Below are 19092 nucleotides of genomic sequence, written 5' to 3'. Positions count from 1 at the left end.
CTATGTCCTCATCCCGTCCGGTGTTTCGTTCGCGCTGGCTGCCTTACCTGCTGGTCGCGCCTCAACTGGTTATCACCATTATTTTCTTTATCTGGCCTGCGGGCGAAGCGCTGTGGTATTCGGTTCAAAGCGTTGATCCGTTCGGCCTGTCGAGCCAGTTCGTTGGCCTGGATAACTTTGTGGCCCTGTTCCATGACAGCTATTACCTCGAGTCCTTCTGGACGACGATGCGTTTTAGCGCGCTGGTCACTTTTTTTGGTCTGTTCTCCTCCCTGTTCTTTGCCGCGCTGGTCGACAACGTAGTACGCGGCAGCCGTGTATACCAGACATTGATGCTGCTCCCGTATGCCGTCGCCCCGGCGGTCGCCGCTGTGTTGTGGATCTTTCTCTTCAATCCCGGTCGCGGTTTGATTACCCATGTTCTTGAACAATTTGGCTATAACTGGAACCACGCGCAAAACAGTGGTCAGGCCATGTTCCTGGTGGTTTTTGCTTCTATCTGGAAGCAGATTAGTTACAACTTTTTATTCTTCTTCGCCGCGCTGCAATCTATCCCTCGTTCCCTGGTGGAAGCCGCGGCGATTGATGGCGCAGGGCCGATTCGCCGCTTCTTTAAGCTGTCGCTGCCGCTGATTGCCCCGGTGAGTTTCTTCCTGCTGGTGGTCAACCTTGTGTACGCCTTCTTCGATACCTTCCCGGTGATTGATGCCGCGACGGCGGGCGGCCCGGTACAGGCAACGACCACGCTGATTTATAAGATTTACCGTGAGGGCTTTGCCGGTCTGGATCTGTCCGCATCCGCTGCACAGTCCGTGGTATTGATGTTCCTGGTGATCGTGCTGACGGTCGTTCAGTTCCGTTATGTTGAAAGCAAGGTACGCTACCAATGATTGAGAATCGTCCCGGGCTGACTTTTTTCAGCCACCTTCTGCTTATCCTGGGCATTGTGACGATCCTGTTTCCCCTGTATGTCGCCTTTGTGGCGGCAACGCTGGATAACAAAGCCGTTTTTGAAACGCCAATGACCCTGATTCCCGGCACGCACCTGCTGGAAAACATGAAAGCGATTTGGATTAACGGCGTGGGGGCTAACAGTGCGCCATTCTGGCTGATGATGCTTAACAGCTTCATCATGGCGTTCGCCATTACTGTGGGGAAAATCGCCGTTTCGATGCTATCCGCTTTTGCCATCGTCTGGTTTCGTTTCCCGCTGCGTAACCTCTTCTTCTGGATGATTTTTATCACCCTGATGCTGCCGGTTGAAGTGCGTATCTTCCCGACGGTGGAAGTGATTGCGAACCTGAAAATGCTCGACAGCTACACCGGGTTAACGCTACCGCTGATGGCTTCCGCTACGGCGACATTTCTGTTTCGCCAGTTCTTTATGACGCTTCCCGATGAACTGATGGAAGCGGCGCGTATTGATGGAGCCTCGCCGATGCGCTTTTTCTGGGACATCGTGCTGCCACTGTCAAAAACCAATCTGGCGGCGCTGTTTGTCATTACCTTTATCTACGGCTGGAACCAGTATTTGTGGCCGCTGCTTATCATCAGCGACGTCAATCTGGGCACGGCTGTTGCGGGCATTAAAGGCATGATTGCCGTAGGTGAGGGCTCAACACAATGGAACCAGGTGATGGCGGCAATGCTGCTCACGCTGATTCCCCCGGTGGTTATCGTTTTTGCCATGCAGCGTGCCTTTGTGCGTGGCCTGGTCGACAGTGAGAAATAAGATGGCAGGATTAAAATTACAGGCCGTAACCAAAAGCTGGGATAACGGCAAAACGCAGGTTATCCAACCGCTGACGCTGGACGTGGCGGACGGCGAATTTATTGTAATGGTGGGACCATCCGGTTGCGGAAAGTCGACGCTGCTCCGCATGGTCGCCGGCCTTGAGCGCGTCAGCACGGGCGATATCTGGATTGATAGCCAGCGCGTGACGGAAACGGAGCCGAAAGATCGCGGTATTGCGATGGTGTTCCAGAACTATGCGCTCTACCCGCATATGAGTGTGGAAGAGAACATGGCCTGGGGGCTGAAAATTCGCGGCATGGGTAAAGAGCACATTGCCGAGCGCGTAAAAGAGGCGGCCCGTATTCTGGAGTTGGATGGTCTGTTAAAGCGCCGTCCGCGCGAATTATCCGGCGGCCAGCGTCAGCGTGTGGCGATGGGGCGTGCCATTGTGCGCGATCCGGCGGTGTTTCTGTTTGATGAACCGCTATCAAACCTTGATGCAAAACTACGCGTCCAGATGCGGCTGGAACTGCAGCATTTACATCGTCGCCTGAAAACGACGTCGCTCTACGTGACCCACGACCAGGTAGAGGCAATGACGCTGGCGCAGCGCGTGATGGTGATGAATAAAGGGGTGGCGGAACAGATCGGCACACCTGTAGAGGTGTACGAAAAACCGGCCAGCCGCTTTGTGGCGAGTTTTATCGGTAGCCCGGCGATGAACTTGCTGGATGGGCGTATCAGCCACACCGGTACCCATTTTGAATTGGATAGCGGTATGGCCCTGCCCATTAACTGGTACTACCGGGGCTATGCCGGGCGTAAAATGACATTGGGTATCCGCCCGGAACATATTGCGTTAAGCTCACAGTCCGCAGGTGGCGTACCGCTGGTGATGGATACGCTTGAGATGCTTGGCGCAGATAACCTGGCCCACGGTCGCTGGGGCGACCATAAGCTGGTGGTGCGCCTTGCACATCAGGACAGACCCAAGCAGGGCAGTACGCTGTGGCTGCATTTGCCGGAGAATCACCTGCACCTTTTTGACGGTGAAACAGGACAACGTGTATGAGCAATTGGCCTTACCCCCACGTCGCCGCCCATCGTGGCGGTGGGAAACTCGCCCCGGAAAATACGCTGGCGGCAATTGATGTGGGCGCTCGCTACGGTCACACGATGATCGAGTTCGATGCGAAGTTGTCGAAAGACGGGCATATTTTTCTGCTGCATGACGATAATCTCGAGCGCACCAGCAATGGCTGGGGAGTTGCCGGGGATCTGGAATGGAACGATCTGCTGAAAGTAGACGCAGGCGGCTGGTTTGGCGGCGAATTCAAAGGTGAACCGCTGCCGCTGCTGTCGCAGGTTGCCGACCGCTGCCGTCAGTATGGCATGATGGCGAATATCGAGATTAAACCGACGACCGGCACTGGCCCGCTGACGGGCAAAGTGGTGGCACTGGCGGCGCGCGAACTCTGGGCTGATATGCCGACACCGCTGCTGTCGTCGTTTGAAATTGATGCGCTGGAGGCGGCGAAAGCGGCTGCACCGGAACTACCGCGTGGGTTGCTGCTGGATGAATGGCGCGATGACTGGCGGGAGCTGACCATCCATCTGGAATGTTTCTCCATCCATCTTAATCACACGCTTCTTGATGAAGAACGCGTGGATATGCTGCGGGATGCCGGGTTACGCATTCTGGTTTATACCGTCAATCGCCCGCAGCGTGCGTCTGAGTTGCTACGCTGGGGCGTTGATTGCATCTGTACCGACAACATTGAAGTCATCGGGCCAGATTTTCAGCCTTAAGGCGTAACGGTTTTCAGCGGGATATTCGCTTGCGGCGTGCTGGTATGGTTTTGATTCAGCATGCTGCTGCCGGCCTGGTTAGCGGGCAGCATATGTTGCTGCTGACCCAGTGTCGCATCGTTATTAACGCTTTGGTTCAGCATGCCGCCGTTTGTATTGGGGAGCATCTGCTGGGTACCCGGGTCGAGCTCCCCCGGCTGCGCCTGCCTTACCCGCTGGGAATTATTATTAATCTGTGCTTCCAGATGCTGCTGTTGCAGGCGCGTCTGCGTCTGCAAATTCTGATTTAACATCCCTTTTTGCTGCTGTTGCTGATTAAGCATTTGCGTCTGCATTCGCTGCTGACTCGGTATCTGATAACCCGGTTGGTTCGGGTTATTGGTGGTATTGAGCGGCTGTGCGAAAGCGGCCAAGGGCAAGAACGCGGCCAGAATAAATAGTCGTTTCATCATCTTCTCCTCCTTCTGAAGGTTCTTCTAAGTTTACTCCGTTTCACGCACTACGATGATCTTTTAGGAGTTCTGAACCAGACTTAAGCGGGGACTGTAGCCCCTTCTCAGGAGAACGACGATGATGAAACAGAAGTTTGCGCGTTGGGTGGCAATAGCCGCTCTGATGGCGGGAGGATGTTTTAGCGTTGCGGCGGCACCTCCGCCCGTTGCGGCACCGGCTCCGGTGTCGTATGGCGTTGAGGCGGATGTCTTTCATCCGGTTCGTGCGAAACAGGGGATGGTGGCGTCCGTTGACGAAACCGCAACCCGTGTTGGTGTCGATATCCTCAAACAGGGGGGCAACGCCGTGGATGCCGCAGTGGCGGTTGGCTATGCGCTGGCCGTAACGCACCCGCAGGCCGGTAATCTCGGTGGCGGCGGGTTTATGATGATCCGTACCAAAGATGGCAAAACGACCGCAATTGATTTTCGTGAAATGGCCCCGGCAGCAGCAACGCGCGATATGTTTCTTGACGACCAGGGCAACCCGGACAGCAAAAAGTCCCTCACGTCACACTTAGCTTCCGGTACGCCGGGCACAGTGGCGGGCTTTTCGCTGGCGCTGGAAAAATATGGCACATTGCCGCTGAATAAAGTCGTACAGCCGGCCATTAAGCTGGCAAAGCAGGGCTTCGTGGTGAATGACGCCCTGGCTGACGATCTCAAAACCTATGGCAGTGAAGTGCTGCCAAACCATGAAAACAGCAAAGCCATTTTCTGGAAAGACGGCGAGCCCCTGAAAAAAGGCGACAAACTGGTTCAGGCGAACCTGGCAAAGAGCCTGGAGATGATTGCTGAAAAAGGCCCGGACGCATTCTATAAAGGCTCGATTGCCGATCAGATTGCTCAGGAGATGAGTAAAAACGGCGGGCTGATCACGAAAGAAGATTTGGCCAATTACAAAGCCGTCGAGCGCACCCCCATCAGCGGCGACTATCGCGGCTACCAGGTTTTCTCCATGCCGCCGCCCTCTTCCGGGGGGATCCATATCGTGCAGATCCTCAATATCCTTGAGAACTTTGACCTCGCAAAATATGGCTTCGGCAGCGCGGATACTTTGCAGGTAATGGCGGAGGCGGAAAAATACGCCTATGCCGACAGGTCTGAATACCTTGGCGATCCGGATTTTGTGAAGGTGCCCTGGCAGGCGCTGACCAACAAGGATTATGCAAAATCGCTGGCTCAGCAAATCGACGTCAATAAAGCGAAGCCATCGAGCCAGATTCGTCCGGGCAAGCTTGAGCCCTACGAGAGTAACCAAACAACGCACTATTCGGTGGTGGATAAAGACGGTAATGCCGTCGCGGTAACCTACACCCTCAACACAACCTTTGGTAGCGGGATTGTGGCGGGAAATACTGGCATCCTGATGAACAACGAAATGGATGATTTCTCGGCCAAACCTGGCGTGCCGAATGTCTATGGGCTAGTGGGGGGCGATGCGAATGCGGTGGGGCCGGGCAAGCGTCCGCTCTCTTCCATGTCGCCGACTATCGTAGTGAAAGACGGGAAAACCTGGCTGGTTACGGGGAGTCCTGGCGGTAGCCGAATCATCACAACTGTGCTGCAAATCGTGGTAAACAGCATCGATTTTGGGATGAACGTCGCCGAAGCGACCAATGCCCCGCGCTTCCATCATCAGTGGCTGCCGGATGAGCTGCGCGTCGAAAAAGGCTTTAGCCCGGACACCCTCAAGCTGCTTGAGCAGAAAGGGCAGAAAGTTGTTGTGAAAGAGGCGATGGGCAGTACGCAGAGCATTATGGTTGGCCCGGACGGCACGCTGTACGGTGCGTCTGACCCGCGTACGGTGGATGATTTAACGGCGGGATATTAAGTTTCTCAATCCCCTCTTCCTGAAAGGGAGAGGGGACGGGTTGAGCGGTTTGTTAATCGTGGAGGCTTACTGTTTTATCCGTGCCATAAAATAGGCATCCACGTATTCGCCGTTGCGCAGGGCGAAGCGCTTTCCGGTTCCTTCAATTTCAAAACCGAACTTCTGATACAGCGTCAGCGCCGGGGCATTATCAACGAAGACGGTCAGTTCAATACGTTCTATTCGCAGCCAGTTATCGCACAGGTTCACCATTTCGCGCATTAACGCGCTGCCTACGCCACGCCCATGCTTTTCCGCTGAAACGCCAATTCCAAAGGTGGCAACGTGGCCGCGCCGGGGATTTTCCATGATATCCAGAGCCAGGTGTCCGACGACCTCTTCGTCAAGACAGGCGACGAGGTGGCGTCGGCCTGGTTTGACGGCGGCCCTTTCTTGCCACATTGCCATGGAAGGATGAGGAATTTGTAGCGTGTCGTGATACACCCCAGGATGTGAATTGATATGGCGTAATGCTTCTGCATCGCTGGCTTCAATATGGCGTATCACAATGTCACTCATTCCTTTTTCCTCTTTTAGTGAAATATCCTCTTCAACATCACGAAGTTTGCAAAGTGCGTCAACTGCCATTTTTTGCAAAAAAGGGTAGACAAGTGCGAATGATAATGATTATTATTGCCATGCGTTCAGGGAAACCAATGCGGTAATCCTGAAAGCACGACATTGCTCACATTGCTTCCAGTATTTCTTAGCCAGCCGGGTGCTGGCTTTTTTTTACCTGCGTTTTCCCTCAGCCTTTTTGCTTATGGCCTCCGTGGTGGTGTCGAGCACCAGCCCCACAACGTTCGTCTGCTCCTGTCGTGGGGCACGCAGTTCCGCCTGGCCTGTAAAGGTGCCGCCCTGTTTTATGCTCAGCGTGCGATAAACCAGCGTGCCGGTTAGCGTACCGTTTTCGGCAATATCTACCGCATCGCCCGTACACTGGCCTGTCACGGTGCCGTCGATAATCAATTGCTGGCAGTTAATGTTGCCTTCGACCCGTCCTTCACGCATGACGTTGACCAGACTCTCTTTCACGTCGATATCACCCCGTACGCTGCCGTAAACGTACACCGGGCTGGATGAAGCAATATTGCCTTCAAGATGAACATCACGGGCGATCGCCGTAGATGTTTCCAACTCAGCCTGATGTTGATTATCGGTAGAAGGGGTGGCAGCTATCGCGCCGGGGTTTTCGCTGTTTTTATGTTTTTTGAACATGCCTGTTATGAATCCTCTCAGGATAAAAGCGCTAAAGGTGGCAAAGGCCAGCAGTCCTGCGTAACGCGCCAGCGATGATGCGCCGACGCACCAGGCCAACAGCGCAAACAGCCAGACCAGAAGGGTGAGGTTTAGCAGGAGATATTTTCTGTCCATGCAGAATTCCCTGAGCCGCTTTCCATGGCAGCCAGCCTGATGCGTGGCTGACCCGTTATTGCGAGAAACATCCTGCTTTTCGCGGCACTTTTATCGGCAATTTGGTCAATGAGATCAAGACGTGTCAGAGGATTTTAAGAATGGAAGTGGTTGTTTATTCTGCTTTTATAATCACGGGGAATGCATCGTAAGTTCAGGATGATTTAGCTGTATGTCTTGTTCGTTGATGACAGTGGTTTTTATCGGTGGGCGTCTTGCGCTAAGGTTTAAGGCTGCGACGCTAAACAAGGACAGCATTATGACTCTGCATTGCGCATTTATCGGCTTTGGTAAAAGCACCACCCGCTACCACCTCCCTTACGTTCTGAATCGCAAAGATACCTGGCATGTGGCCCATATCTTTCGCCGCCATGCGAAACCGGAAGAGCAGCATCCGCAGTATCAGCATATTCACTTCACCAGCGATCTTGATGAGGTGCTCAATGATCCGCAGGTCAGGCTGGTCATCGTTTGTACCCACGCGGACAGCCATTTTGAGTACGCGAAACGGGCGCTGGAAGCCGGGAAAAACGTGCTGGTAGAAAAGCCATTCACGCCAACGATTGCCGAAGCCGTCACCCTCTTTGAACTGGCAAAAAGTAAAGGTCTGACCGTCACGCCGTATCAGAATCGCCGCTTTGACACCTGTTTTTTGATGGCCAAAAAAGCCATTGAAAGCGGAAAGTTAGGTGAAATTGTTGAAGTAGAGAGCCACTTCGATTACTACCGCCCGGTTGCAGAAACGAAACCGGGCCTGCCGCAGGATGGATCCTTCTACGGGCTTGGCGTGCATACGATGGATCAAATTATTTCACTGTTTGGTCGCCCGGATCATGTGGCGTATGACATTCGTAGCCTGCGCAACAAGGCCAACCCGGATGACACCTTTGAAGCGCAGCTCTTTTATGGCGATCTGAAAGCCATCGTAAAAACCAGCTATCTGGTCAAAATCGACTATCCGAAGTTTATTGTCCACGGGACCAGAGGATCATTTATCAAGTACGGCATCGACCAGCAGGAGACCAGCCTGAAGGCCAATATCATGCCCGGTGAAGCGGGGTTTGCGGCAGATGACAGTATCGGCGTGCTGGAGTATGTGAATGACGCGGGCGAAACGGTGCGTGAGGAGCTGAAACCGGAAATCGGTGACTATGGCCGGGTCTATGATGCGCTCTATGCCACGTTGACCACCGGGGCGGATAATTACGTCAAGGAATCTGATGTTCTGACCAACCTGGAGATCCTGGAGCGCGCCTTCGAACAGGCCTCTCCATCCACGGTAACCCTCGCAAAATAAGTGGTCTTAAGGTTACAAAAGTTGTTCATTTTTTTTGAACAGAGGAGTCAATTTTCACCCTCTATGATTGGTCAGCGATCGGGTCCACACTTACTCCATCGAAACGAACATGAGGGTGAAAACATGATTTATTTACGCAAAGCAAACGACCGTGGCCACGCAAATCATGGCTGGCTTGACTCCTGGCATACCTTTTCGTTTGCCAACTATTACGATGCAAACTTTATGGGCTTTTCTGCACTGCGTGTGATTAACGACGACGTGATCGATGCCGGGCAGGGGTTTGGCACCCATCCCCACAAAGATATGGAAATCCTGACGTATGTACTGCAAGGCGCGGTCGAACATCAGGACAGCATGGGCAATAAAGAACAGGTTCCGGCGGGTGAGTTCCAGATCATGAGCGCTGGCACCGGTGTGCGGCACTCTGAGTACAACCCCAGCGCCACTGAACCGCTGCGTCTGTACCAGATCTGGATTATTCCAGAAGAAAACGGCATCACGCCGCGTTACGAACAACGCCGCTTTGATGCAACGCAGGGCCGCCAACTGGTGCTGTCGCCGGATGCTCGCGACGGTTCGCTGAAAGTGCATCAGGACATGGAGCTTTATCGCTGGGCGCTGTTGAAAGATGAGCAGTCTGTGTATCAGGTTTCCGCAGACCGCAAAATCTGGATTCAGGTGGTGAAAGGTGAGGTATCCATTAACGGCACGAAAGCGACCACCAGCGATGGCCTGGCCATCTGGGACGAGCAGGCTCTGTCCATTCATGCCGATAGCGACAGCGAAATTTTACTTTTCGACCTGCCGCCAGTTTGATCGGGCTTAAATAAATGACGCAACCTTCTGGTTAACACCAGAAGGTTGCGTGCTGTCCGTGGTAAACTGGCCTGATGTTTCCCCGTTTATCAATTCAGGACGATGAAAAAGAAAAGACCCGTACTTCAGGATGTGGCCGATCGCGTTGGCGTGACCAAAATGACGGTCAGCCGATTTTTACGCAACCCGGAGCAAGTCTCCGTGGCGCTTCGGTCTAAAATAGCGGCTGCACTTGATGAACTGGGCTACATTCCGAATCGGGCTCCGGATATTCTCTCCAATGCCACCAGCCGTGCGGTTGGCGTGCTGCTTCCCTCTTTAACCAACCAGGTGTTCGCAGAAGTCCTGCGCGGCATTGAAAGCGTGACGGATGCGTTTGGCTATCAAACCATGCTGGCGCACTTCGGCTATAAGCCTGAGCTGGAAGAAGAGCGGCTTGAATCCATGCTGTCGTGGAATATTGACGGCCTTATCCTCACTGAACGTACCCATACGCCTCGCACGCTGAAAATGATTGAAGTGGCGGGTATCCCTGTTGTTGAACTGATGGACAGCAAGTCGCCTTGCCTGGACATCGCCGTTGGCTTCGACAACTTTGAAGCGGCGCGGCAGATGACGGCGGCCATTATTGAACGTGGTCATCGCCGGGTGGCCTACCTGGGCGCACGTCTCGACGAACGTACTATCATCAAACAGAAGGGGTATGAGCAGGCGATGCTTGATGCGGGTCTGACGCCATACAGCGTGATGGTAGAACAGTCCTCGTCCTATACCGCGGGCATTGAGCTTATGCGGCAGGCACGTCGCGAATACTCGCAACTGGACGGAATTTTTTGCACTAACGATGACCTTGCGGTCGGCGCGGCGTTCGAATGCCAGCGTTTGGGGCTCAAAGTTCCTGATGATATGGCGATCGCCGGGTTCCACGGTCACGACATTGGCCAGGTAATGGAGCCGCGTCTGGCGAGCGTCCTTACGCCGCGTGAACGTATGGGGCGTATTGGCGCAGAACGCCTGCTGGCGCGCATTCGTGGTGAATCTGTTACGCCAAAATTGTTAGATTTAGGTTTCACATTGTCACCGGGTGGATCTATTTAGTCTGACAAATTTGAAGTAGCTCACACTTATTCACTTCTGGCACGAATGGTTATTGCTTATCCATTACCCCGGCAGGACAATGTTACCGATAACTGTTACCCGTAACAATTCACTTTGTACCTGTGGGAGCTACGCTTTGAGCACGACTAACCATGATCACCACGTCTATGTCCTGATGGGCGTATCTGGCAGTGGTAAATCCGCTGTCGCCAGTGAAGTGGCGCATCAACTCCATGCCGCGTTTCTTGACGGCGACTTCCTTCATCCACGCGCCAACATCATGAAAATGGCCGCAGGCGAGCCGTTGAATGACGATGACCGTAAACCCTGGTTGCAGGCACTCAACGATGCGGCCTTTGCAATGCAGCGCACCAACAAAGTGTCGCTGATTGTCTGTTCGGCGCTGAAAAAGCGTTACCGCGACCTGCTGCGTGACGGCAACCCTAATCTCTCCTTTATCTACCTGAAAGGGGGCTTCGATGTTATCGAAAGCCGCCTGAAAGCGCGTAAAGGCCACTTCTTTAAAACGCAAATGCTGGTGACCCAGTTTGAAGCCCTGGAAGAGCCGGGTGCGGATGAGCGCGACGTACTGATCGTTGACATTGACCAGCCCCTGGAAGGTGTTGTCGCCAGCACAATTGAAGTGATTAACAAATAAAGGCAGTTTGTTGTGAGTACATTGACGCTTGTTTTAACAGCAGTTGGCTCTGTGTTGCTGCTGCTGTTTTTAGTCATGAAAGCGCGTATGCATGCTTTCGTTGCTTTGATGGTGGTTTCTATTGGTGCAGGGCTTTTTTCCGGTATGCCGTTGATCAAGATTGCGGCGACCATGGAAAAAGGGATGGGCGGGACGCTGGGCTTCCTCGCCATTGTGGTGGCTTTAGGGGCGATGTTCGGCAAAATTCTGCATGAGACCGGCGCGGTCGATCAGATTGCCGTGAAGATGCTCAAATCTTTTGGTCACAATCGCGCGCATTTCGCGATTGGCCTGGCGGGGCTGATTTGCGCTCTGCCGCTGTTCTTTGAAGTGGCGGTGGTGTTGCTGATAAGCGTTGCCTTCTCTATGGCGCGCCATACCGGTACTAACCTTGTGAAGCTGGTGATTCCGCTGTTTGCGGGCGTGGCGGCAGCCGCAGCGTTTCTGCTGCCTGGGCCTGCGCCGATGCTGCTGGCTTCCCAGATGCACGCTGACTTTGGCTGGATGATCCTGATTGGGCTGTGCGCTGCCGTTCCTGGGATGCTGATTGCCGGGCCGCTGTGGGGCAATTTTATCAGCCGCTATGTCGCGCTGCATATCCCCGACGACATCACTGAGCCGCATCTGGGCGAGGGTAAAATGCCGTCATTCGGCTTTAGCCTGTCGCTGATTCTGCTGCCGCTGGTGCTGGTGGGGCTGAAAACTATCGCTGCACGTTTTGTGGCAGAGGGTTCAGATCTCTACAACTGGCTGGAGTTTATCGGTCACCCGTTCACCGCGATTCTGGTGGCTTGCCTGGTGGCAATCTACGGTCTGGCGATTCGCCAGGGCATGGCGAAAGACCGGGTCATGGAGATCTGCGGTCAGGCATTGCAGCCTGCCGGGATTATCCTGCTGGTGATTGGTGCGGGCGGTGTATTCAAGCAGGTGCTGGTGGATTCCGGTGTTGGCCCGGCGCTGGGCGAAGCGCTGACCGGTATGGGGCTGCCGATCGCAGTGACCTGTTTCGTGCTGGCAGCCGCCGTGCGCATTATTCAGGGGTCGGCGACCGTTGCCTGTTTGACTGCGGTGGGTCTGGTGATGCCGGTGATTGAGCAACTGCATTTTTCCGGTGCGCAACTGGCGGCCCTGTCGATTTGTATCGCGGGTGGTTCCATTGTGGTGAGCCATGTGAATGATGCGGGTTTCTGGTTGTTCGGTAAGTTTACCGGCGCCACCGAAGCGCAGACGCTGAAAACCTGGACGTTAATGGAAACGATTCTGGGCACCACAGGGGCGATTGTCGGGATGATTGCGTTTACGTTGTTGAGTTAAGAATTGCAGGGAGACGGTGCGGTCTGATGCCCTCACCCCGGCCCTCTCCCACAGGGAGAGGGAGCAAACACCAAAAACGGCAACTCAGGTTGCCGTTTTGCTTTTATGTCCGTTGCCGTTTTGCTTTTATTCTGGTGCGGTCTGATGCCCTCACCCCGGCCCTCTCCCACGGGGAGAGGGAGCAAACACCAAAAACGGCAACTCAGGTTGCCGTTTTGCTTTTGTTCCCGTTGCCGTTTTGCTTTTACCTAACCCTTCATCCACAGGCGGATGCCGTCCAGGAACATCTGGGTTGCGAGCATCACCAGAACCAGCCCCATTAAACGCTCCAGCGCGTTTACCCCTTTCTCGCCGAGCAAACGCAGGAACAGCGATGATTGCAGCAAGATCGCCACGGTACCGCCCCAGGCTATCAACAGGGCAATCACCAGATGGCCCATCTGATTAGGGTACTGGTGTGAAAGCAGCATCAGGGTGGCAAGCAGCGTTGGCCCGGCCACCAGCGGAACCGCCAGCGGTACGATAAACGGTTCTTCACCCGCCGGCAGCCCCATGCTGCTGCCGGACTCGCTGGGGAAAATCATCTTAATGGCGATCAGAAACAGGATGATGCCGCCGGAAATCGAAACCGTTTCGGCGCGTAGGTTGAGAAACGCCAGAATATTTTCGCCCGCGAAGAGGAAAACCAGCATCAGCACCAGTGCGATGAGCAGCTCGCGAATCATGATTTTTCGGCGGCGCTTCGGCTCAGTATGCTTGAGTACTGACATAAATATCGGCAGGTTCCCGAGAGGGTCCATAATCAGGATCAACAACACTGCCACCGAAATGATTTCGCTCATTATCAATTACCCATTTTGCCGCTGATTAGCGGTATTTCTGATGGCTTGCCCATCATTGATTAATTTCACTTGCGACTTTGCGTGCATTTTGTAAGGTGGACTATTAGCGCCAGTTGGATACTGGCTCGCACTAACAGCACACACCTTCGCAGGAAATACGCTATGAAAAATGTTGGTTTTATCGGTTGGCGCGGAATGGTCGGCTCCGTACTCATGCAACGCATGGTAGAAGAGCGCGACTTCGACGCCATTCGCCCGGTCTTCTTTTCAACTTCCCAGCTTGGTCAGGCAGCCCCGACGTTCGGCGGTAAGTCTACCGGTACGTTGCAGGACGCATTCGATCTGGAAGCGCTGAAGGCCCTCGACATCATTGTCACCTGCCAGGGCGGCGATTATACCAACGAAATTTATCCAAAGCTTCGTGAAAGCGGCTGGCAGGGTTACTGGATCGATGCTGCCTCTTCTCTGCGTATGAAAGATGATGCCATCATCATTCTTGACCCGGTGAACCAGGCTGTCATCACCGACGGCCTGAACAAAGGCATCAAAACCTTCGTTGGCGGTAACTGTACAGTCAGCCTGATGCTGATGTCACTGGGCGGTCTGTTCTCCAATGATCTGGTTGAATGGGTTTCTGTGGCGACGTATCAGGCGGCTTCCGGCGGCGGTGCGCGTCATATGCGTGAACTGCTGGCGCAAATGGGGCAACTGCACGGCCTCGTGGCTGCTGAACTGGCAGATCCGGCGTCTGCCATCCTCGATATCGAACGCAAAGTCACCCAGCTTTCCCGCAGCGGCGAACTGCCTGTCGACAATTTCGGCGTGCCGTTGGCAGGCAGCCTGATTCCGTGGATCGACAAACAGCTCGATAACGGCCAAAGCCGCGAAGAGTGGAAAGGCCAGGCTGAAACCAACAAGATTCTGGGCACAACCACCACGATTCCGGTTGATGGCCTGTGTGTCCGTGTTGGCGCACTGCGCTGCCACAGCCAGGCATTTACCATTAAATTGAAAAAAGATGTATCTATCCCGACCATCGAAGAGCTGCTGGCGGCCCATAACCCATGGGCGAAAGTGGTGCCGAACGATCGTGAAATCACCATACGCGAACTGACGCCTGCGGCGGTAACCGGCACGCTGACGACCCCTGTAGGGCGTCTGCGTAAGCTGAATATGGGGTCGGACTTCCTCTCCGCATTCACCGTAGGGGACCAGCTCCTGTGGGGCGCAGCGGAGCCACTACGCCGCATACTACGCCAACTGGCGTAATCAAAAATTTATTTAAAAAGGGGTGCTTGTCACCCCTTTTTTTTGCGTATTAACGGAGTGTACGCAGATGTTGATATTTTTCTCGGGAGTCAGATAAAGCGTTGGCTATGCTTTAAGTGGGGTGTTTACGCATCTTGCCTGAAGGTGGGACGGAGCAGAGAGGATGCACATTATGTGCTTGCGCCGTTCAGGTCAAAAAGAATGTCACAGCCGGGCGTATAACCTTGCCGGGAAGGTGTGACATAGATAACAAGGATTAAACCATGTCTGTTTTTGTAGATAGAGACGTGATTAATGCGCTAATTGAAGGCCATTTTGCAGACCCCTTTTCCGTACTCGGCATGCACCAAACGGAAGCCGGGCTGGAAGTTCGCGCATTATTACCTGATGCGACCGAGGTCTGGGTCATTGAACCCAAAACCGGGCGCAAAGTAGGCAATCTGGACTGCCTTGATTCACGTGGTTTCTTTAGTGGCGTTATGCCGCGCCGCAAAAACCCCTTTCGCTACCAGTTAGCCGTTATCTGGCATGGCCAGCAAAACCTTATCGACGATCCTTACCGCTTTGGTCCATTGATTCAGGATATGGACGCCTGGCTGCTTTCCGAAGGTACCCACCTCAGGCCTTACGAAACGCTGGGCGCACATGCGGATACGATGGACGGCGTGACCGGGACTCGCTTCTCTGTCTGGGCGCCAAACGCCCGCCGTGTTTCCGTGGTCGGGCAATTCAACTACTGGGATGGTCGCCGCCATCCGATGCGCCTGCGCCGTGAAAGCGGTATCTGGGAGCTTTTCATTCCGGGTGCACACAACGGCCAGCTCTATAAGTTTGAGATGATTGATGCGCATGGCAATCTGCGGATCAAATCTGACCCGTACGCCTTTGAAGCCCAGATGCGCCCGGAAACGGCCTCTATGATTTGCGATCTGCCGGAAAAGGTAGAGCAGACAGAGGTGCGTAAAAAGGCCAACGAGTTTGATGCGCCCATCTCCATCTATGAGGTGCATTTAGGGTCATGGCGTCGCCACACGGACAATAATTTCTGGCTGAGCTACCGTGAGCTGGCGGACCAACTGGTGCCGTATGCAAAATGGATGGGGTTCACCCATCTGGAGTTGCTGCCCGTTAATGAGCACCCGTTTGACGGAAGCTGGGGCTATCAGCCGACGGGTCTCTATGCCCCGACGCGCCGCTTTGGCACCCGCGACGACTTTATCTACTTTATCAAAGCGGCTCACGCTGCCGGGTTGAACGTGATTCTGGATTGGGTACCCGGTCATTTTCCGTCCGATGACTTTGGCCTGGCCGAGTTTGACGGGACCGCGCTTTATGAACACAGCGATCCGCGTGAAGGTTACCATCAGGACTGGAATACCCTGATTTATAACTACGGTCGCCGCGAAGTCAGCAACTATCTGGTGGGCAATGCGCTCTACTGGGTTGAGCGTTTTGGTATCGACGCTCTGCGCGTGGACGCGGTCGCCTCCATGATTTACCGCGATTACAGCCGTAAACAAGGTGAGTGGATCCCCAACGAATTTGGTGGTCGGGAAAACCTTGAGGCCATCGAATTTTTGCGTAGCACCAACCGTATCCTCGGCGAGCAGGTTCCTGGCGCAGTGAGTATGGCGGAAGAGTCCACCGACTTTGCCGGCGTCTCGCGTCCACCATCACTGGGCGGCCTGGGCTTCTGGTACAAGTGGAACCTCGGCTGGATGCACGACACCCTGGATTACATGAAACTCGATCCGGTCTATCGCAAACACCATCACGACAAACTCACCTTCGGCATGCTCTACAACTACACGGAAAATTTCGTGTTGCCGCTCTCCCATGACGAAGTTGTACATGGCAAGAAATCCATTCTTGACCGTATGCCCGGTGATGCGTGGCAGAAGTTTGCCAACCTGCGCGCGTACTACGCCTGGATGTGGGCCTTCCCCGGTAAAAAACTGCTGTTTATGGGTAACGAGTTTGCGCAAGGGCGTGAGTGGAACCATGACAGTAGCCTCGACTGGCATCTGCTTGAAGGGGGCGATAACTGGCACCACGGCGTGCAGCGTCTGGTGCGGGATATGAACCACGTCTACCGTCATCACAAAGCGTTGCATGAGCTGGATTTCGACCCGTATGGCTTTGAATGGCTGGTGGTGGATGACCATGAGAACTCGGTGTTTGTCTTTGTACGTCGCGATAAAGCCGGCAACGAGATCATTGTCGTCAGCAATTTCACACCGGTTCCGCGCCATAACTACCGCTTTGGTATCAACCAGCCGGGACGCTGGCGTGAAGAGCTGAACACGGACTCGATGCACTACCACGGCAGCAATGCCGGCAATGGCGGTGGTGTACAGAGTGATGAGATCCCGGTGAACGGCAGGGCGCACTCTCTCTCTGTGACGATCCCACCGCTGGCAACCGTCTGGTTTGTGCGGGAGGGGTGATGACCAAACTGACCGCAGGCAACGCGACGCCACTTGGGGCCCATGTAGAGAGAAATGGCGTGAATTTCACGCTATTTTCGGCACATGCGGAGCGAGTCGAACTGTGCATTTTTGATGACGAAGGCAACGAGCAACGTTATGACTTGCCCGCCCGCAGCGGCGATGTCTGGCACGGTTTCCTGGCAGATGCGCGGCCTGGTACGCGTTATGGCTATCGCGTACACGGTCCGTGGGAACCGGGGCAGGGGCATCGCTTTAACCCGGCGAAGTTACTGCTCGATCCCTGTGCGCGCCGTGTCGACGGTGACGTGAAAGACAGCCCATTGTTGCACGGCGGTTATGAGGTTCCTGATCCGCATGACAGCGCGGCAATCGCGCCGAAAAGCGTGGTCGTGGATGAGACGTTCGACTGGGGGAATGATGCCGCGCCACGCACACCATGGGGCAATACGGTCATCTATGAAGCCCATGTCAAAGGGCTGACCTGGCTGCACCCGGATTTGCCAGAAGAGATCCGCGGTACCTATAAAGCCCTTGGTCATCCGGTCATGATCAACCACTTCAAGACGCTGGGTATCACGGCGCTGGAACTGATGCCAGTGGCGCATTTTATCAGCGAGCCGCGTCTGCAACGGCTGGGGTTAAGCAACTACTGGGGTTATAACCCGTTGGCGCTGTTTGCTCTTGACCCGCGTTATGCCACCGCTCCCGAATTCGCCATCAATGAGTTTCGTGAGGCAGTTAAGTCCCTGCATCAAAACGGTATTGAGGTCATCCTCGATATTGTGCTCAACCACAGCGCTGAAATTGACCTGGATGGCCCGACGCTCTCCCTGCGCGGAATTGATAACCGTAGCTATTATTGGATCAGGGGCGACGGTGATTATGAAAACTGGACCGGTTGCGGAAACACACTCAATTTGAGCAACCCAGGCGGCGTGGCCTATGCCATGGCCTGCCTGAAATATTGGGTTGAGACGTTCCATATCGACGGTTTTCGCTTTGATTTGGCAACAATTATGGGGCGCATGCCGGGATTCAGCCAGCAGGCGCCCTTGTTCGAGGCAATTAAAAACTGTCCGTTACTCTCACAGGTGAAGCTTATTGCGGAGCCGTGGGACATTGGCGAAGGCGGTTACCAGGTGGGCAATTTCCCGCCCTTATTTGCCGAATGGAATGATCATTTTCGTGATGCTGCCCGCCGCTTCTGGCTGGAGCAGTCACTCTCGCCTGGGGAATTTGCCGGGCGTTTTGCCGCATCCAGCGATATGTTCCGTCGCGAAGGGCGTCTGCCCCATGCGTCGGTCAATCTGGTGACGGCGCATGACGGGTTTACGTTGCGTGACTGCGTGAGTTTCAACCATAAGCATAACGAAGCGAATGGCGAGGAAAATCGCGACGGTACTAACAATAACCATAGCAATAATCATGGTATAGAAGGGTTAAGTAGCAGTCTTGATGTGACAGAAAGGAGGCGAGCAAGCGTCCATGCCCTGTTGACAACACTGCTACTTTCCCAGGGAACACCAATGCTGTTGGCCGGTGACGAACATGGTCATAGCCAGCACGGTAATAACAACGCTTACTGTCAGGACAATGCGTTGACCTGGCTTGACTGGCAAAACGCAAACAGTGGGCTAATGGCATTTACCGCCGCGTTGATTCACCTTCGCCAGCGCATTCCCGCCTTAACCCGGGATGCATGGTGGGAAGAGGGCGATGGCAACGTGCGTTGGCTTAATCAGGAAGCGCAACCTCTCAGCGTTGCGGAGTGGCAAAGCGGTGTCCACCGCCTGCAAATCCTGCTGTCCGATCGTGTACTGCTGGCGATTAACGGCACGCATGACGTTGCTGAGATTGCGCTACCAGAAGGGGAATGGCGTGCTGTTCCTCCGTTTGCCGGTGAGGATAATCCGGTAGTGATGGCTGTCTGGCATGGGCCCGCGCACGGAGTGTGCGTCTTTGAAAGGTCATAAAAAAGGAGTTAG

At 54.3% G+C, this 19092-nt stretch carries 17 protein-coding genes; 13 read left to right on the top strand and 4 right to left on the bottom strand.

Going from position 1 to position 19092, the window contains the following annotated elements; all coding sequences use genetic code 11:
- The first annotated feature begins 2 nt into the window (after positions 1–2).
- From ugpA to ugpQ, 4 genes are read left to right on the top strand one after another with little or no spacing between them, the layout of a single operon-like run.
- Positions 3–890 (top strand): sn-glycerol-3-phosphate ABC transporter permease UgpA, encoded by an 888-nt coding sequence (gene ugpA, locus ABU190_RS12965; protein WP_041851343.1) that lies wholly within the window; start codon positions 3–5, stop codon positions 888–890.
- Positions 887–1732, top strand: coding sequence for a sn-glycerol-3-phosphate ABC transporter permease UgpE (gene ugpE / locus ABU190_RS12960; protein WP_271849291.1), 846 nt, complete (start codon positions 887–889; stop codon positions 1730–1732). Before ugpA ends, ugpE begins: the two co-directional genes overlap by 4 nt.
- Before the next feature lies 1 nt (position 1733).
- Positions 1734–2807 (top strand): sn-glycerol-3-phosphate import ATP-binding protein UgpC, encoded by a 1074-nt coding sequence (locus tag ABU190_RS12955; protein WP_107223573.1) that lies wholly within the window; start codon positions 1734–1736, stop codon positions 2805–2807.
- Positions 2804–3544 (top strand): glycerophosphodiester phosphodiesterase, encoded by a 741-nt coding sequence (gene ugpQ / locus ABU190_RS12950; RefSeq protein WP_354691531.1) that lies wholly within the window; start codon positions 2804–2806, stop codon positions 3542–3544. Before ABU190_RS12955 ends, ugpQ begins: the two co-directional genes overlap by 4 nt.
- On the opposite strand, the gene ABU190_RS12945 is transcribed toward ugpQ, so the two are convergent.
- The gene (locus ABU190_RS12945; protein WP_041851447.1) at positions 3541–3993 is read right to left on the bottom strand and encodes a DUF2756 family protein; all 453 of its coding nucleotides are present in this window, start codon (positions 3991–3993) and stop codon (positions 3541–3543) included. The two genes, ugpQ and ABU190_RS12945, sit on opposite strands and share 4 nt — an antisense overlap.
- A 121-nt stretch (positions 3994–4114) precedes the next feature.
- Between ABU190_RS12945 and ggt the strand changes: the two genes are divergently transcribed.
- The gene (ggt, locus tag ABU190_RS12940; RefSeq protein WP_079496994.1) at positions 4115–5869 is read left to right on the top strand and encodes a gamma-glutamyltransferase; all 1755 of its coding nucleotides are present in this window, start codon (positions 4115–4117) and stop codon (positions 5867–5869) included.
- A 66-nt stretch (positions 5870–5935) separates the two neighbouring features.
- Here ggt and yhhY read toward each other — a convergent pair whose 3' ends face one another.
- Positions 5936–6427: an N-acetyltransferase gene (yhhY, locus tag ABU190_RS12935; protein WP_041851348.1), complete on the bottom strand. Its 492-nt coding sequence runs from the start codon at positions 6425–6427 to the stop codon at positions 5936–5938.
- A gap of 213 nt (positions 6428–6640) precedes the next feature.
- Entirely contained in the window at positions 6641–7282 is a 642-nt protein-coding gene (locus ABU190_RS12930) for a polymer-forming cytoskeletal protein (protein ID WP_354691530.1), read from the bottom strand.
- Between the two features lie 298 nt (positions 7283–7580).
- Between ABU190_RS12930 and ABU190_RS12925 the strand changes: the two genes are divergently transcribed.
- The 5 genes from ABU190_RS12925 (at position 7581) to gntU (ending at position 12546) form a co-directional block, all read left to right on the top strand.
- Positions 7581–8618 (top strand): oxidoreductase, encoded by a 1038-nt coding sequence (locus ABU190_RS12925; RefSeq protein WP_071194959.1) that lies wholly within the window; start codon positions 7581–7583, stop codon positions 8616–8618.
- Between the two features lie 123 nt (positions 8619–8741).
- Positions 8742–9437 carry a pirin family protein gene (locus tag ABU190_RS12920; RefSeq protein ID WP_041851351.1) on the top strand — a complete coding sequence of 232 codons (696 nt, stop codon included), beginning with the start codon at positions 8742–8744 and terminating at the stop codon, positions 9435–9437.
- Positions 9438–9539: 102 nt separating this feature from the next.
- The gene (gene gntR, locus ABU190_RS12915; RefSeq protein ID WP_041851352.1) at positions 9540–10535 is read left to right on the top strand and encodes a gluconate operon transcriptional repressor GntR; all 996 of its coding nucleotides are present in this window, start codon (positions 9540–9542) and stop codon (positions 10533–10535) included.
- A gap of 136 nt (positions 10536–10671) precedes the next feature.
- Entirely contained in the window at positions 10672–11193 is a 522-nt protein-coding gene (gene gntK / locus ABU190_RS12910; protein WP_354691529.1) for a gluconokinase, read from the top strand.
- A gap of 12 nt (positions 11194–11205) precedes the next feature.
- Entirely contained in the window at positions 11206–12546 is a 1341-nt protein-coding gene (gntU, locus tag ABU190_RS12905; RefSeq protein ID WP_041851354.1) for a gluconate transporter, read from the top strand.
- 248 nt (positions 12547–12794) lie between these two features.
- Here the strand turns inward: gntU and ABU190_RS12900 are convergent, their stop codons facing one another.
- Complete coding sequence (locus ABU190_RS12900) at positions 12795–13388, bottom strand: YhgN family NAAT transporter (RefSeq protein WP_041851355.1); 594 nt, start codon at positions 13386–13388, stop codon at positions 12795–12797.
- Between the two features lie 162 nt (positions 13389–13550).
- On the opposite strand from ABU190_RS12900, the gene asd reads away from it, so the two are divergent.
- From asd to glgX, 3 genes are all read left to right on the top strand, one after another.
- A complete protein-coding gene (gene asd / locus ABU190_RS12895) occupies positions 13551–14657 on the top strand; it encodes an aspartate-semialdehyde dehydrogenase (RefSeq protein WP_354691528.1) in 1107 nt (368 codons plus the stop codon).
- 263 nt (positions 14658–14920) lie between these two features.
- Positions 14921–17104, top strand: a complete 2184-nt coding sequence (gene glgB, locus ABU190_RS12890) for a 1,4-alpha-glucan branching enzyme (protein ID WP_354691527.1) — start codon at positions 14921–14923, stop codon at positions 17102–17104.
- Positions 17104–19080 (top strand): glycogen debranching protein GlgX, encoded by a 1977-nt coding sequence (glgX, locus tag ABU190_RS12885; RefSeq protein ID WP_354691526.1) that lies wholly within the window; start codon positions 17104–17106, stop codon positions 19078–19080. The genes glgB and glgX overlap by 1 nt, the downstream gene beginning before the upstream one ends.
- Positions 19081–19092 lie beyond the last annotated feature (12 nt).

Source organism: Phytobacter sp. RSE-02 (genome assembly GCF_040578655.1).
Taxonomy (GTDB): domain Bacteria; phylum Pseudomonadota; class Gammaproteobacteria; order Enterobacterales; family Enterobacteriaceae; genus Phytobacter; species Phytobacter diazotrophicus.
This window is presented reverse-complemented; position numbering and strand designations above follow the sequence as displayed.